Genomic DNA, 15,663 nt, shown 5'->3' with positions numbered 1-15,663 from the left:
TGGAGCGGCCCCGACACCCTCACCCCCCTGATCACCACCCTCAACCGGCTCCGCCGCCGCCACCCCGCCCTCCAGCAACTACGGAACATCACCTTCCTCGAGACGGACAACGACCGCATCCTCGCCTACCGCAAGCGCTTCGGCGATGACCTGGTGATCGTGGTGGTCAACCTCGACCCGCACCAGGTCCAGCAGGCCACCGTGACACTGGACGCCGAGACGCTGGCGGCCGGCCGGCCGCTGACGGTGCACGACGAACTCACCGGCGCCACCTACACCTGGGGCCAGGAGAACTACGTCCGGCTGGACCCGTCCGTCAGTCCCGCGCACATCGTGACCGTGGATCAGGACCGCTGAGATGGCCGGAGCGGCTACGCGCGAAGACCGGACCACCCGCGGCCACACCACGGCAGCGGAGGGCGACCGGCTGCTGGGACCGCTGCTGCCCGCGCTCCGCCCATGGCTGGTGACCAGGCGCTGGTTCAGCCAGGAGAGCGGCTGCCTGCAGGACATCCGGCCGGTCAGCACCGCCGTCCTGCCGGGCGGAGGGGCCGTCCTGCTGCACGCGGTCGTCGTCGTCCGGCACACCTCCTCGGCAGCCCGCCGCTACCAGCTGCTGCTGGGCCTGCGACGGGAGCTGCCCGCCCGGCTCGCCGCCGCCGCGATCGGCCAGGCCGTAGGCGGCGAGTGGGACGGTTGGTGGCTGTACGAGGCCACCGAGGACCCGGAGTCAATGAGCAGGCTGCTGGACTCGGCTGCCCACGAGGCGAGTTCACCGCTCCAGCTCGTCCGCTGCCTGGACACCCCAGTGCGAGCTGATCTGGCGGCGCGTCAACTGCGCTTGGAGCAGAGCAACACCAGTGTCGTCTACGGCGACCGGCTGCTACTCAAACTACTGCGCCGGCCGGAGGACGGCCCGCACCCGGAGGTGGCTGTGCTGAGGGCGCTCACCGAGGTCCGGTCCACCCGCACGCCCCGGCTGGTCGGCTGGCTGCGCCTGGCGGACGGCCCCGGTGGGGGCGGAGCGGACGGAAGCGGGGGAGCGGAGAGCGTGCTCGGCGTGCTCACCGAATTCCTGGCCGCCGAAGGCACGGGCTGGGAACTGGCGGTCCGGCAGGCCGGGGACTTCCTGGAGGCACGCCATCCGGCGGCCCCAGCGGTCGACGGCTTCCACGTGGAGGCCCGGGCACTGGGTGCCGCCGTCGCGGAGCTGCACTCCGCCCTCGCCGAGGCCTTCCCGACCGTCCGGCTCGAACCGGGCGAGGTGCTGCGGCAGACCGCGGAACTCGCCCGCAGCCTGCGGTCGGCCGTCCGGGAGGTACCCCGACTGGAGGCCTACGCGGGCCGGATAGCCGGGCTGTACGAGGACTACGAGAAGGTCGCCCTGCGCGGCGACCTCACGGCCCAGCGTCTGCACGGCGATCTGCACCTGGGCCAGGTGCTGCGGACCGCCGAGGGCTGGAAGGTCATCGACTTCGAGGGCGAACCGCTGCGCCCGGTCGCCGAACGCGGCCTTCCGCAGCCGGCGCTGCGTGATGTCGCGGGCATGCTCCGGTCGTTCGACTACGCGGCCCGGCAGGCATTCGCCGCCCGCCCGCCGGGCGGCGAGCTGCCCCAGGAGCCGAGCGCCGCCCCGGAGCGGCGCCGGCGGGCGCGCCGGGCCCAGGCCTGGGCGGTCCGCAACCGCCGTGCCTTCACGGCCGGTTACACCGCCGCCGGAGGAGCGGACCCGCACTGCCACCCGGTGGTGCTGCACGCCTTCGAGGCGGAGAAGGCGGTCTACGAGGCCGTCTACGAGGCCCGGCACCGCCCGGACTGGCTCCCGATTCCGCTCGCGGCTTTGCAGAGGCTTGTCTCCGGCCGATGAGTCGGTCAAGCCGCCTGCCTGGATCCGCCCCGTCCTGCCCGGACCGCCATGACCTGCCTTGATCGGCCGCGTGCTGCCCCCGTGCGCCGCTGCCGGTCGACAGTTCGGGGCCCGGGCACGCCTGCTCAAGTCCCCGCCCGCTCATGTCCCCCCTCAAGCTCCCCTCACGTCCCCGAAAGGACCGCCTTCCGTGACCTCGCCGACCGTCCACGCCGCGACCGGCGGAAGCCTCGCTCCGCCGTTGCCGCAGCTCCCCGCGGCGCCACCCTCCCCCGAGGAGCGCCGACGCCTGCTCGCCGGGCGGTACCACGACCCGCACAGCGTGCTCGGCGCGCACGTCACCGCCGAGGGGATCGCGATCCGGGTGCTGCGCCCGTTCGCCGAACGGGTGGCGCTGGAGGTCGGCGAGGCCTCCTACCGGCTGGTGCCGGACGGGGACGGTCTGTTCACCGGCCTGCTGCCCGCCACCGGGCCGGCCGGCGGCCTGCCGACGGAACGGGAGATCCCCGCCTACACCCTGCTGGTCGGCTACCGGGACGCCGAGCACCGCCAGCACGACGGATACCGGACCGGGCCCACCCTCGGCGAGCTCGATCTGCACCTGATCTCCGAGGGCCGGCACGAGCAGCTCTGGCGGGCGCTCGGCTCGCACGTCCGGGAGGTGGACGGCGTCCGCGGCACCGCCTTCGCGGTGTGGGCACCGAACGCCGTCGGGGTCCGGCTGTCCGGCGACTTCAACCACTGGAACAGCAGCGGCCATCCGATGCGCTCGCTCGGCTCCTCCGGCGTCTGGGAGCTGTTCGTCCCGGACGTGGCCGACGGCGCCCGGTACAAGTACGAGATCCACACCCAAGGCGGCCGGGTGCTGGAGAAGGCCGACCCGCTGGCGCGGGCCACCGAGTGCCCGCCCGGCACCGCTTCGGTCGTGCACACCTCCAGCTACCGGTGGCAGGACGCCGACTGGCTGGCCCGCCGTGCGACCGGCACGCCGCACGCCGCCCCGATGTCCGTCTACGAGGTGCACCTTCCTTCCTGGCGGCCTGGCTTGACGTATCGTCAGCTGGCTGACGAGCTTCCCGCGTACCTCGCCGGACTGAACTTCACGCACGTGGAGTTCATGCCGGTGATGGAGCACCCCTTCGGCGGTTCCTGGGGCTACCAGGTCTCCGGCTTCTACGCCCCCACCGCCCGGCTCGGCAGCCCGGACGACTTCAGGTACCTGATCGACACCCTGCACCGGCACGGCATCGGCGTGATCGTCGACTGGGTGCCCGCGCACTTCCCCAAGGACGACTTCGCGCTCGCCCGCTTCGACGGCGAGCCGCTGTACGAACCCGCCGACCCGCTGCGCGCCGAGCACCCCGACTGGGGCACCCTGGAGTTCGACTACGGCCGCACCGAGGTGCGCAACTTCCTGGTCGCCAACGCCGTGTACTGGTGCGAGGAGTTCCACGTCGACGGCCTGCGGGTGGACGCGGTCGCCTCGATGCTCTACCTCGACTACTCCCGGGCGGAGGGGGCCTGGACCCCGAACCGGCACGGAGGGAGGGAGAACCTGGAGGCGGTGCGGTTCCTGCAGGAACTGAACGCGACCGTCTACCGCCGCTGCCCGGGCGTGGTCACCATCGCCGAGGAGTCCACCGCCTGGGACGGCGTCACCCGGCCCACCGACAGCGGGGGCCTGGGCTTCGGGCTGAAGTGGAACATGGGCTGGATGCACGACTCGCTCAGCTATGTGGGGCGCGACCCGGTGCACCGCAAGTACCACCACAACGAGATGACCTTCTCGATGGTGTACGCCCACTCGGAGAACTACCTCCTGCCGATCTCGCACGACGAGGTGGTGCACGGCAAGGGCTCGCTGGTCGCCAGGATGCCGGGGGACTGGTGGCGCCAGCGTGCCACCGTGCGTGCCTACCTGGGCTACATGTGGGCCCACCCGGGCAAGCAACTCCTGTTCATGGGACAGGAGTTCGCCCAGGGCGCGGAGTGGGACCACGACAGCGGACCGCAGTGGTGGGTGCTGGAGGAGCAGTGGCCGGCCGCCGGGGAGCACCTGGGCGTCCAGCGGCTGGTGGGTGAGCTCAACCGGATCTACCGCGAGACGCCCGCCCTCTGGGAGCAGGACAGCGACCCGGCCGGCTTCCAGTGGATCGACGCCGAGGCCGGCGACGAGAACGTGCTCTCCTTCGTCCGCCACGACCGTGCGGGCCGGCCGCTGGTCTGCCTCAGCAACTTCTCTCCCGTGGTGCGCCGCGGCTACCGCACCGGGCTGCCGCTCCCGGGCGCCTGGCAGCCGGTGCTGGACACCGACGCCGCCCGCTACGGGGGCAGCGGCGCGGCCGATCCCGGCCCGGTCCGGAGCTGCGCCCGGCCCTGGCGGGGCTGGGCGCAGAGCGCCGAACTCACCCTCCCCCCGCTCGCCACGATCTGGCTGGCCCCCGATCCCGACACCACCCCGCGGTGATCCACCGCACCGACCACCACGAAGGAGATCCGATGGCCACCAAGCACGCGTATCCGAGCCCGGCCCCCGCGAGGGCAGCCTCGATCGTCAAGGCGTACGACATCAGGGGCCTGGTGCCCGAGGAACTGGACGAGTCGGTGGCCCACCGGGTCGGCGCGGCCTTCGCCGAGCTGACGGGGGCGCCCGCGGTCGTGGTCGCCCGTGACATGCGCGACAGTTCACCCGCCCTGGCCGAGGCCTTCATCCGCGGGGTCATGTCCCAGGGCGTCGATGCGGTGGACGCCGGACTCGGTTCCACCGACTACCTGTACTTCTGCTCCGGCCGGCTGGGGCTGCCCGGTGCGATGATCACCGCCAGCCACAACCCCGCCGCCTACAACGGCATCAAGCTCTGCCGGGCGGGCGCGGTGCCGGTCGGCGAGGGCAGTGGTCTGGAGCGGATCCGGGAGCGGCTGACGGACGGCGGCCCGGACGAGGCCCAACGCCGCGGCCGCTGCCGGAGCGCGGCGCTGCTGGACGACTACGCCGCCCATCTGCACTCACTGGTCGACCTCTCCGGACTGCGTCCGCTCAAGGTGGTGGTGGACGCCGGGAACGGCATGGCCGGATTGACCGTGCCCCTGGTGCTGAACCAGCCCCAACTGGAGCTGGTGCCGATGTACTTCGAGCTGGACGGCACCTTCCCCAACCACGAGGCCGACCCGATGAAGCCGGCCAATGTCGCGGATCTCAAGGAGCGGGTGGTCCGGGAGGCCGCGGACCTGGGACTGGCCTTCGACGGCGACGCCGACCGCTGCTTCGCGGTGGACGAGCGGGGCGAGGCCGTCCCCGCCTCCTCGTTGATCGCGCTGGTGGCGGACCGGCTGCTGGCGGTCGAGCCGGGGGCGGCCGTGGTGCACAACCTGATCACCTCCCGGTCGGCGATCGAGATGATCCGGGAGGCCGGCGGTGTGCCGGTCCGCTCCCGGGTCGGCCACTCCTTCGTGAAGGCGCTGATGGCCGAGCACTCGGCCGTCTTCGGCGGTGAGCACTCCGGGCACTACTACTTCCGGGACTTCTGGTTCGCCGACACCGGCATGCTCGCGGCCATGCACCTGCTGGCAGAGCTGTCCCGCTCCAGCAGGCCGCTCTCCAGGCTGGTGGCCGACTACAGCCGCTACCCGGCCTCCGGCGAGGTCAACCTGACCGTCACCGACCCGGCCCGGGTGCTCGAAGCAGTGGAGCACTCACTGGGCGACGCGGCCGTCCACCTCGACCATCTGGACGGGCTCACCGCCGACTTCGGCGGCGGTGCCTGGTTCAACCTCCGTCCCTCCAACACCGAGCCGGTGCTGCGCCTCAACGCGGAGGCAGCCGACCGGCGAGGACTGCGGCGCCTGCTGAACCAGGTGCAGCGGGTGATCGCGGCGGCGGACGGCCGATGACCGCCGGGCCCGGCGCCGCCGCGCCACGTCCGGCGGCGCGGCCCGGCCCCCACCACGACCGGCCGAGGCCGCCCGGCCCGGGACGGGACCGGGATGGGACGGGACCGGGCGGCTTCGGACGGGAGGGCTCCCCTTTGGAAGACGCGGTTGACGGTGCGCGGCCTCAGCCGAGGCTGGAGGTGATCGGCGCCTTCACCGTCGGAAGTGCGGGTAGCCCGAGGTCGGCGAGCGCCCTGCCGTAGGCCTCCATGGCCTCGGTCTCCCGGCCGAGCTCCTTCCACAAGTCGGCGACGTGGCGCCACACCGCGGCGGTGTGCCGGGTGACGGTGGCGGTGCCGAGCTGGCGGATCACGGCCCGGAGCGTGGTCATCGCGGCCTCCGGGTCGCCGGCCTCCAGCTGGGCCTGGGCGAGCAGGGTACGGATCCTGGCGGACTCCGCGGGGTCGCCGTTGCGCACCAGTCCGAGTGCGCGGCTGGCATGGCCGATGGCCTCGGCGGGCTCGTCCACCAGCAGGGCGAACCGGGCCAGACTGGCCTCGGTCCAGGCCTGCTCGGCGGCCGTGCCGACCTCGAGGACGGCGGGGTGGGCGTCGTCGAGCAGGGTCTTGATCCGGACCGCGTCGGGCGCCTCGGTCCCCATCAGCAGGTTCGCGTAGACGATCTTGAGGAGTGCCTGGTGCCGGAGGTTGTCGGTCTCCGCCATCAGCAGCAGGGCGCGCTCGGTGAGCGCGAGTGCCTCGGCGGTGCGGCCCTGGGAGGAGGCGACCAGTGCCGCGTTCCAGTACACCGCGCCCCGGGCGACCCGGGAACCCGCTTCGTCCGCCACGTTGATCAACCGGTCCGCCACCAGCCGGGCCTGGGTGAGGTCGCCCCTCGCCTGGTAGCAGCCGATCAGGGTCGAGCCTAGCTGGACGTGGTCGTCGGTGAGGTCGAGGCCGAGCCCGTCCAGGGTGCGCATGGCCTGCTCACCGATCTCCACGCTCAGCGTGTAGTCACCGGCGTCCCGGTAGCAGCGGCAGAGCGCGATCGCCAGCTGCGCCCACTCCGCGGAGCCCGGCACCGTGCCCGGGTCCCGGTAGAGCTGGGTCAACAGCTGGATGGCGGCCTCCAGGCGGCCCAGCTTCTCGAACGCCAGGGCCTGGCCGATCCGGGCCCGCCGGATCATCCCCTCGCTGAGGAAGGGGGCCGAGGCGAGTGCTTCGCTGTAGGACTGGAGCGCCTCGCCGTTGGCGCCGTTGCGCATCGCCATGTCGCCGAAAGCGATCTTGAGTTCGAGATCCTTGACGTGTGCGTCGTCGCGACCGGTCTGCAGGTACTCCACCGAGCAGCCGACCCGCTCGGCGAGGGCCCGCAACACGGCCTCGGATGGCACTCGCTTGCCGGTCTCGATCAGCGAGACATAGCTCACCGAGATGTCGGCGGATGCGAGGTCCTGCTGATTCAGGCCGCGCTTCTGGCGCAGCTCGCGGAGGCGCTGTCCGATTCCGTTCTGCGGCTGTTCCATGACTCTCCGGTCGGGCGGTGGGGCGTCGGCGCTAGCCGGGTGTCCATTTGACTACAGGTTTACAGGATGTGACCACTCATAGCCAAGTGGTCCACCCCCTGATTGTTGCCCGAACTTAACGATGTACATGCATGTCTGCATCGCCGACCTGCTGATCTGCCACGCCGGGCCGAAGTGTGGTGAAACTGTGATTGACAGGCGTTGTCAAAAAGCATTGACTCTCGCTGTAAATAGTCGCACCGACGGAAGGCCCGACCTATGTCCAAGTGCGTTGCAACCGTGGCGGCGGCCGGAGCCGGCGTGCTGCTCGGGTTAGGCCTGCTGCTGGGCCTCGTGCCGAATGCCGCGACCGCCGCAGATCTGCCCGTCGAACCCGCGGCCCCCGCCGCCACCGGTACCCCGGGCCCCACTCCGAGCACCGACATCGGCGGCGGGTCGTGCTGCTGACAGCCCGGGTCCGTCCGGGGCCGGCCCGCCCGCGCCCGAAGCGCCGCTGACCGGCCTGGCCCGAGCCCGGAACCGCCAGGGCCGGCGCACCCGCGCCCGAACAGCCGAGAGAGGAAACGTGATGCGTGTCGACCTGCTCACCAGGGAGTACCCGCCCGAGGTGTACGGAGGTGCCGGGGTCCACGCGGCCGAGCTGACCCGGGCACTCCGCCGGCGGGCCGAGGTGTGGGTGCGGTGCTTCGGGGTCGAACGGACGGAGCCCGGCACCAGGGCCTATCCGCTGCCCGGTGAACTGCACGAGGCCAACGCCGCACTGCGGTTCCTCGGCGCCGGCCTGCGGATCGCCGCCGACTGCGCCGGAGCCGACGTGGTGCACAGCCACACCTGGTACGCCAACGCGGCCGGGCAGGTGGCCGGGCGGCTGCACGGCATACCCCATGTGATGACCATGCACAGCCTGGAGCCGCTGCGGCCCTGGAAGGCCGAGCAATTGGGCGGCGGCTACTCGTTGTCCAGCTGGATGGAACGGGCCTCGGCGGCCGAGGCCGACGCGCTGATCGCGGTCTCGGCCGCCATGCGCGACGACATCCTCGCGGTGTACCCCGGGATACCGCCGGAGCGGGTGCACGTGATCCACAACGGGATCGACGGGGAGGTCTACCGGCCCGACCTCGGTACCGCGGCGTTGACCCGCTTCGGTATCGACCCCGACCGCCCGATCGTGGTCTTCGTCGGCCGGGTGACCAGGCAGAAGGGCCTGCCGCACCTGCTGCGAGCAGCGTTCCGGCTGCCCCCGGAGGCCCAACTGGTGCTCTGCTGCGGGCAGCCGGACACCCCGGAGATCGCGGCGGAGGTGGCCGGCCTGGTGGAGGAGCTGACCCGGGTGCGCCAGGGAGTCTTCCGGATCGACGAGATGCTGGACGGCCCGAGCGTGCGCCAACTGCTCACCCGTGCCACGGTGTTCGTCTGCCCTTCGCTGTACGAGCCGATGGGCATCGTGAACCTGGAGGCGATGGCCTGCGAGACGGCCGTGGTCGCCACGGCGGTGGGAGGCATCCCCGAGGTGGTCGAAGGCGGCCGCACCGGGCTGCTGGTCGACTACGAACCGCGACCCGACGGCACCGGAGAGCCCGCCGATCCCGACCGGCTGGCCCGGGATCTGGCCGACTCGGTCAACCGGCTGATCGAGGATCCGGAACTGGCCCGGAAGCTGGGCCGGGCCGGCCGCGAACGGGCGCTGCGCGAGTTCTCCTGGCACGAGGTGGCGACCCGTACCCTCGCGGTGTACCGGGCCCTCACCGCCGCCCCCTGATCGCCTCCTCCTCCTGGCCGCCGCCCCCACCGCCACCTTCCGCCGACCGGAACACCCGCCGGGCCCGGCTCGCCGCGCCCGGCGGGCACCTTCCGCCGTAACCGAACCGGAACCTTCCGGGGCGCACCGATCCTGCACAACTCGAATACGCAGCCGAACACTTCGTGGCACCATGAGTGCCCGCGACCGCGTGCCATGAGCACGCAGGCGAGGCTGAACGGGGGTCAGGAGCGTGCCCGACAGACCGCTGCGCCCACTGGGCGTCCAGGCCGTCGAGGACCTGGTGCGCGACTGCTGGGTGCGCGCCGCCGGCCCGGCCGGCCGACGCCCGGACCGCAACCTGCCGGTCGTCGTACTGCTGGGCCGGCACGGCAGCGGCAAGACCACGGTGCTGCGCCACCTGTCGCGCCGCGCCTCCACCTCACCCCAGGCCGGACACGACTTCGCCGCCGGGACGCTGCGCCCGCACGAGGTCGCGGCCCGGCTCGCCTTCCGGCTCTCGCTGACCTCCCGGGGGTTGCACTTCCCGCGGCTGATCCACGGCCTGGTGGCCGTCGACCCCGACCTGCTGCTGGACGTCAACAGCCCTGACCGCGCCAGGCGGCAGCTCGACAAGCGGATGCGCGAGGCGAGGCAGCGCAGCGCCGGACTGATCCCCGACGCGCTCTCCGAGGGCGTCGGGCTGCTCAACGACCTGGGCATCATCCCGCTGCCCGGGGCCGGGCTGCTGGCCGCGCTGCTCCTGCGCGGCCTGGGCCCGAGGTTGCTGAACGCGGCCTCGCGCTCCGGCCTCGAGTGGTACGGCACGGGCGGCGCCCAGGCGCCACTTGACGCCCTGGTCGCGCTCAACGAGCGCAGCCGCAGCGAGGATCCGGCCGACCAGGACGGGGTGGACCGTCTGCTGTGCGAGGCGTTCCTCGCCGATCTGCGGGCCGCGTACCACCGGCGGCTGGGGGCGGCCCCGGACCGCAACTGCCTGGTGGTGCTGGACAACATCGACCAGGGCGGCGGAAGCCGGTTCCTCGCGCTGCTGCTGGAGGTGCGGGAGTCCCTGGCCCGCAAGGAGGGCGGCGGCTGCGACCCGCTGCTCACGGTGGCCAGCGCCTCCAGTGCGCGGGCGGTGCCCGGCCCGTTCGACCCGGGGCCGGCCGGCCTGCGCATCCGCGACCCCCACCAGGCCTCGTACGAGGACTGGCGGGCCGGCATCCCGCAGTCCCCGGCGGACTCCTCCTGGTGGTGGTACGCGGTCCGGCTCTCCGATCTGACGGCTGGTCAGGTGTCCCGGCTGGCCGAGGCGATCGCGCCGCGGCTGCCGGAGGCGACCCCGCTGGTGCACCGGCTGACCTACGGGCACCCGTGGAGCGTGCTGCGGATGCAGCAGGCCGCGGCCCGGATGATCGACCGCCCGGACGCCGACGTCCGGCTGCGGGGGATCCTCGACTCCGGCCCGGTGGCGAACGGCGCCGCCGACACCGGCCCCGGGACGCCGCCCCCGACGCTGCGGCAGGAGGCACTGCGCTACCTGCTGCAGGACATGGAGGCCGACCAACTGGCCGGCCTGGTCACCTGCGCCGCCTCCCGGGACATGGAGTCGGCCGTCAACTCCCCGCTGCTGGCGGACTTCTCCCCGCGCATCCGGGAAACGCTGCTGGAGGAGACCGCGCAGCGCCTGTGGCTGGTCCCGCAGCTGGCCGAGGACGCGGGCACCCGCGGCGGCCGGGGCTCGCACTACCTGCCCACCACCGGCCAGGCCGCACATCCGAACCCGCTGCCCGACTCCCTCGTCCTACAGCCCTGGCTGTGGCTGCTGCTGCTCCGGGAACTGGCCGACCGCCCGGCCGGCGGCCCGTACCCGGACTGGGACACCGCGCACCAGCGGCTGCACGCCTGGCACGCCGACCGCAAGGGCCACCTGCCGAACGCCTACTACCACCGGCTCTCGCTCGGACAGGTCGAGGAGGTGGTCGCCCGCCTCGAGTCCAGCCTGCACACCCTGCCGACCGAGGCCTGGCTGTACGAGCTGTACGCGATCACCGCGGCACCGATGCGCGAGCCGGTGGACGTCTCGGTCTCCGCCTCCCACCGGGCGGACCTGCTCGCCCGTGAACTCGCCCCCGACGCCTTCCGGCACCACCGGGCGCTGGCACTGCTGGTGACCTCGCTGTGGCTGGCCGTCGATCCGCGCAACCGGCTGCCGAACGCGCGGCCGGAGCTCAACTTCACCATCAGCGCCTCCTTCCGGGACCTGGCCTGGCACACCGACGACGCGAACAGCGCCGTGCTGCGCTCCGAGGCCGCCCGCTACGAGGCCCACACCGGTTAAGTCCAGGAGGCCGCCCGCGATGACGCCGCTCTCCCCGCACGAGACATCCGACCCGGAACCCTGGGACCCGCCCCGCCGCTGGTGGCGGGGGTGGCTCGGGACCACCGCCCTGGCGGCCGTACTGGCACTGGCCGCCGGCGGCCTCTACCTCGTCCTGCGCCCGGCGGGCACCCGCTGCGCCGACGGCGTGGCCCGGGTCGGCGCGGACAAGGCATGCGTCGGGCTCACCGACGGGAGCTACCCCTTCACCGACGATCTGGCGACGGTCTTCGGGCTGGTCCGCGACGAGAACAGCAAGGTGGCCGCCGCCGCGGCGAAACCGGGCGGCGCGCCCTGGGTGGGTGTGGCCTACCTGCTGCCGATGGTCGCCGGCCGCGGCGGCTCCTCCACCGCCGACTCCATCCGGCACGAGATCGAGGGCGCCTACACCGCCCAGTGGGTGGCCAACCACAGCCACTCCTACGGTGACTCGCCGCAGATCCGGCTGCTGCTCGCGGACAGCGGGGGCAGCGACGAGCAGCGCGACTACACCATCGGGCAGATCGAGGCCCACCGCGACCTTGACCACATCGTCGCGGTCGCCGGGCTGGGCACCAGCACCGATTCCACCCGCGCCGCCATCCTGCGGCTCACCCACGAGGACATCGCCGCCTTCGGTTCGGTGATCTCCGCCGACGACCTCGCCGACATCCAGGGCCTGGTGCGGGTGTCGCCGCCCAACTCCGACGAGGCGGCCGCCGCCGCGAAGTACCTGGCCCAGGACCATCCGGGCGCCAAGGTGCTGCTGGTGCGGGACCGCAAGGCCGACGACCTGTACAGCCGCACCCTCGCGGACCAGTTCCGCAAGAGCTATCCGGCGGAGCAGCTCGTCCCGCAGCCGATGGAGTACGACTCCTCCAAGTCGGACGTCTCCACCTACTTCACCCAGCAGATGGCCAACGTCTGCCTGTCCGACCCCGACGTGGTCTACTTCGCCGGCCGCGGGATCGACCTGCCGCGGTTCCTCGCGCCGCTCTCCCAACGCCAGTGCGTGAACAAGGAGTTGACCGTCATCTCGGGGGACGACGCCTCACAGGTGGAGCAGTCCGCGGGCGTCGGGGAGGTCAAGAACGCGCTGCGGCTGGGCAAGATCAAACTGCTCTACACCGGACTCGCGCACCCGGACGCCTGGCAGCTGCGGCCGCAGTCCTACGCCCGGACCGCGACGGCGGCCTTCGAGACCGGCGGTGAGTTCCCGAGCGCCTTCCCGCACGAGACACTGGCCGACGGCCAGGCCATCATGGGCCATGACGCGGTGCTGACCGCGGTGTCCGCGATCAGGGCCGCGGCCACCGGCGGGGCGGACCGGGTCACGGGACAGGACGTGGTGCAGATGCTGACCCTGCTGTACGGAGCGAAGGCGGTCTCCGGGGCCAGCGGCCTGATCTCGCTGGACTCCCACGGCAATCCGATGAACAAGGCGATCCCGATCGTCGAGCTGAGCCCGGACGGGCAGGTGCGCACCGTCGCGGTCTCCTCCCGTACCGGAAGCCCGCCGGACGGGCACCCCTAAGGCCCCAGCACGTGCCGGAGGCGGGTTCGTAACGGTCTTTCATATTTCCTTTGACCTAGGTCGGTTGTGGGTAGGTAGGCGACCCGGTCCAGCTCTCGCGCAAGGAGATCCTCGGATGACCACCAGTTCGACCAAGCGCCGGCGCGCCCTGCCGGCCGCGCTGCTGGCGATGGCGACGGCCGCCGGCCTGACCGCCTGTGGGTCCTCGGACAAGCTGCCGCCGGCGGCCGGATCCTCCGGCTCCGGTGACGCCTTCCAGCAGGTGGTGGACGGCGCACCGGTGGCACCGGACTCGGCGATCCCCGCCGGGAGCCTGATGGCCAAGATCAAGAGCCGCGGCACGATGAACGTCGGCGGCACCGACGCCGCGGCGCTGTTCTCGCTCAAGGACCCGGTCACCGGCAAGGTGACCGGCTTCGACGCCGGACTCACCGACATGCTGGCCAAGTACATCATCGGCCGTCCCAGCGTGAACCGGGTCCAGGTGGACGTCAGCACCCGCGAGGCGCTGCTGCAGAACGGCACGGTCGACGCGGTCCTGGCCACCTACACCATCACCCCGGCCCGGGCGAAGAAGATCGCCTTCGCCGGCCCCTACTACTCCTCGGGCGATGCCATCCTGGTCCGGGCCTCGGAGCAGTCGATCACCAAGGTGGCCGACCTGAACGGCAAGTCGGTGTGCACCGAGTCCAACTCGACCGCCGCGAACGACATCAAGCAGTTCGCGCCGAACGCCAAGGTGGTCCTCTTCCAGACCAACGCCGAGTGCCAGCAGGCCGTCGAGCAGGGCCGCGCCGACGCCTACGTACTCGACCAGGCGCTGCTGCTCGGCGACGCGGCCCGGGACAAGAAGGTCAAGGTGGTCGGCCAGCCGTTCACCACCGAGCCCTACGGCATCGGACTGCCGCTGGCCGCGCCCGAGATGAAGACCTTCGTCAACGACTGGCTGAAGCTGATCGAGTCCAACGGCGACTGGGCCAAGCTGTGGAAGGCGACGATCGGCACCGAACTGTCCGGCGACGCGCCGACGCCGCCCGCCATCGGCTCGGTCGACGGGAGCTGAGGCCGGTGCCCGACCAGAACGGCGCCGTGCTGCGCCAGCTCGGCCACGGCCTGCTGCTCACCCTGGCGATGACCGGACTCGCCTTCACCGGCGCGCTGGTGCTGGGCGTGCTCCTGGCGGTGTGCCGGATCAGCCCGGTGCCGCCGCTGCGCCTGGTCGGCGCCGGGTACGTCACCGCCTTCCGCAACGTCCCGCTGCTGGTCCTGCTGGTGCTGTTCGTGTTCGGGCTGCCCGAGATCGGTCTGCTGTACCCGCTGTTCACCACCGTCACCCTGACCATGGCGCTGTACTGGGCCGCGTTCGTGTGCGAGGTGGTGCGCTCCGGCATCCGGACGGTACCGGTGGGCCAGATCGAGGCGGCCCGGGCACTCGGCCTGACCTTCTTCGAGACCCTGCGCTCCGTCGTCGTGCCGCAGGCCCTGCGCTCGATGGTGCAGCCGCTGGGCAGTGTGTTCATCGGCCTGGCGCTGGGCACCTCACTGGGCGCCGCCGTCGGGGTCCCCGAACTGACCGGGCAGGCCCAGTTCGTAACCCTCAAGTACGACAACCCGCTGACCAGCTTCGCCGTGACCACGGCGGTGTACGTGGCGATCACCCTGACCTCCGGCCTGATCGCCGGCCGGATCGAACGGAAGGTGGCGATAAGACGGTGAACGAGGACTCGCTCTTCGACGCCCCCGGCCCCCGGGCCCGGCGGCGGATCCGGATCGCGACCACCCTCTCACTGCTGGCGATCGCGGCACTGCTGTACCTGGCGATCCGCCGGTTCGCCGACCACGGACAGCTCGCCGCCAGCCAGTGGCGGATGTTCACCTCGTGGCCGATCATCAACTTCCTGCTCGGCGGGATCGGCCAGACCCTGCTGGTGACGGCGGTCGCCGCCGCCATCGCGTTCCCGCTCGGCGGCCTGATCGCACTGCTCAGGCTCAGCCGCAACCGCCCGCTGCGCGCCCTGGCCCGGGGCTACACCGAGCTCTTCCGCGCCGTACCGCTGCTGTTGCTGCTCTACGTCTTCCTGTTCGCGCTGCCGCGGGCCGGGCTGACCTTCCCGGTGTTCTGGCAGCTGGTGATCCCGATCGTGCTGGGCAACGCCGCCGTGCTGGCGGAGATCTTCCGTGCCGGGGTGCTGGCCCTGGACCGCGGCCAGTCGGAGGCCGCCTACAGCCTCGGCATGACGTACTGGCAGGCGATGACCTGGGTGGTGATCCCGCAGGCGGTGCGCAGGCTGGTACCGACGCTGGTGAGCCAGCTGGTGCGGCTGCTGAAGGACTCCACCCTGGGCTACGTGGTCAGCTATCTGGAACTGTTGCACAAGGCCCAGGTACTCGGTGAGTACTACCACAGCGTGCTGCCCAGCTTCCTGGTCGCGGCGGCCTGCTACGTCGTGATCAACACGGCGCTGTCCGGGATCGCCAGCCGGCTGGAGCGGCGCCGACGGGCCTGAGCACCCGGCTGTTACTCGCCCGCTCGCCTCCGGGCGCTCCGACCCGGCGCCGACACTCGTCGCTCCCGCGCTCCCTCCTTCGTCGGTCGCTTCCTCGCTCCTCCCTTTCGGCACCGGCGCGCCCTCCGGCTCGGGGCGGGACTCGCCCGCTCGCCTCCGGGTGCTCCGACCCGGCGCCGACACTCGTCGCTCCCGCGCTCCCTCCTTCGTCGGTCGCTTCCTCGCTCCTCCCTTTCGGCACCGGCGCGCCCTCCGGCTCG

At 72.2% G+C, this 15,663-nt stretch carries 11 protein-coding genes; 10 read left to right on the top strand and 1 reads right to left on the bottom strand.

From position 1 onward, the window contains the following. The 4 genes from ABD369_RS28475 to ABD369_RS28460 form a co-directional block, all read left to right on the top strand. On the top strand, nt 1-357 hold a 357-nt coding region (locus tag ABD369_RS28475; RefSeq protein ID WP_344639418.1), incomplete at its 5' end, for an alpha-glucosidase C-terminal domain-containing protein. Nucleotide 358: 1 nt separating this feature from the next. Continuing rightward, the gene (locus ABD369_RS28470; RefSeq protein ID WP_344639417.1) at nt 359-1,867 is read left to right on the top strand and encodes a maltokinase N-terminal cap-like domain-containing protein; all 1,509 of its coding nucleotides are present in this window, start codon (nt 359-361) and stop codon (nt 1,865-1,867) included. A 241-nt stretch (nt 1,868-2,108) separates the two neighbouring features. Beyond that, complete coding sequence (gene glgB, locus ABD369_RS28465; protein ID WP_344639422.1) at nt 2,109-4,334, top strand: 1,4-alpha-glucan branching protein GlgB; 2,226 nt, start codon at nt 2,109-2,111, stop codon at nt 4,332-4,334. A gap of 32 nt (nt 4,335-4,366) precedes the next feature. After that, nucleotides 4,367-5,758: a phosphomannomutase/phosphoglucomutase gene (locus ABD369_RS28460; protein WP_344639416.1), complete on the top strand. Its 1,392-nt coding sequence runs from the start codon at nt 4,367-4,369 to the stop codon at nt 5,756-5,758. A 163-nt stretch (nt 5,759-5,921) separates the two neighbouring features. On the opposite strand, the gene ABD369_RS28455 is transcribed toward ABD369_RS28460, so the two are convergent. Continuing rightward, nucleotides 5,922-7,262, bottom strand: coding sequence for a helix-turn-helix domain-containing protein (locus tag ABD369_RS28455; protein WP_344639415.1), 1,341 nt, complete (start codon nt 7,260-7,262; stop codon nt 5,922-5,924). 568 nt (nt 7,263-7,830) lie between these two features. Between ABD369_RS28455 and glgA the strand changes: the two genes are divergently transcribed. The 6 genes from glgA to ABD369_RS28425 all read left to right on the top strand — a co-directional run bounded on the left by glgA (nt 7,831) and on the right by ABD369_RS28425 (nt 15,403). After that, nucleotides 7,831-9,021, top strand: a complete 1,191-nt coding sequence (glgA, locus tag ABD369_RS28450; protein ID WP_344639414.1) for a glycogen synthase — start codon at nt 7,831-7,833, stop codon at nt 9,019-9,021. Between the two features lie 232 nt (nt 9,022-9,253). Further along, on the top strand, nt 9,254-11,344 hold the full coding sequence (locus tag ABD369_RS28445; RefSeq protein ID WP_344639413.1) for a P-loop NTPase family protein: 2,091 nt from the start codon (nt 9,254-9,256) through the stop codon (nt 11,342-11,344). A gap of 19 nt (nt 11,345-11,363) precedes the next feature. Further along, the gene (locus ABD369_RS28440) at nt 11,364-12,896 is read left to right on the top strand and encodes an ABC transporter substrate-binding protein (RefSeq protein WP_344639412.1); all 1,533 of its coding nucleotides are present in this window, start codon (nt 11,364-11,366) and stop codon (nt 12,894-12,896) included. Nucleotides 12,897-13,011: 115 nt separating this feature from the next. Further along, on the top strand, nt 13,012-13,959 hold the full coding sequence (locus tag ABD369_RS28435) for a glutamate ABC transporter substrate-binding protein (RefSeq protein ID WP_344639411.1): 948 nt from the start codon (nt 13,012-13,014) through the stop codon (nt 13,957-13,959). Between the two features lie 5 nt (nt 13,960-13,964). Next, a complete protein-coding gene (locus ABD369_RS28430) occupies nt 13,965-14,612 on the top strand; it encodes an amino acid ABC transporter permease (protein ID WP_344639410.1) in 648 nt (215 codons plus the stop codon). Continuing rightward, on the top strand, nt 14,609-15,403 hold the full coding sequence (locus tag ABD369_RS28425) for an amino acid ABC transporter permease (protein ID WP_344639409.1): 795 nt from the start codon (nt 14,609-14,611) through the stop codon (nt 15,401-15,403). The genes ABD369_RS28430 and ABD369_RS28425 overlap by 4 nt, the downstream gene beginning before the upstream one ends. Nucleotides 15,404-15,663: the final 260 nt, after the last annotated feature.

This window comes from Kitasatospora cystarginea, assembly GCF_039533515.1.
Taxonomy (GTDB): domain Bacteria; phylum Actinomycetota; class Actinomycetes; order Streptomycetales; family Streptomycetaceae; genus Kitasatospora; species Kitasatospora cystarginea.
This window is presented reverse-complemented; position numbering and strand designations above follow the sequence as displayed.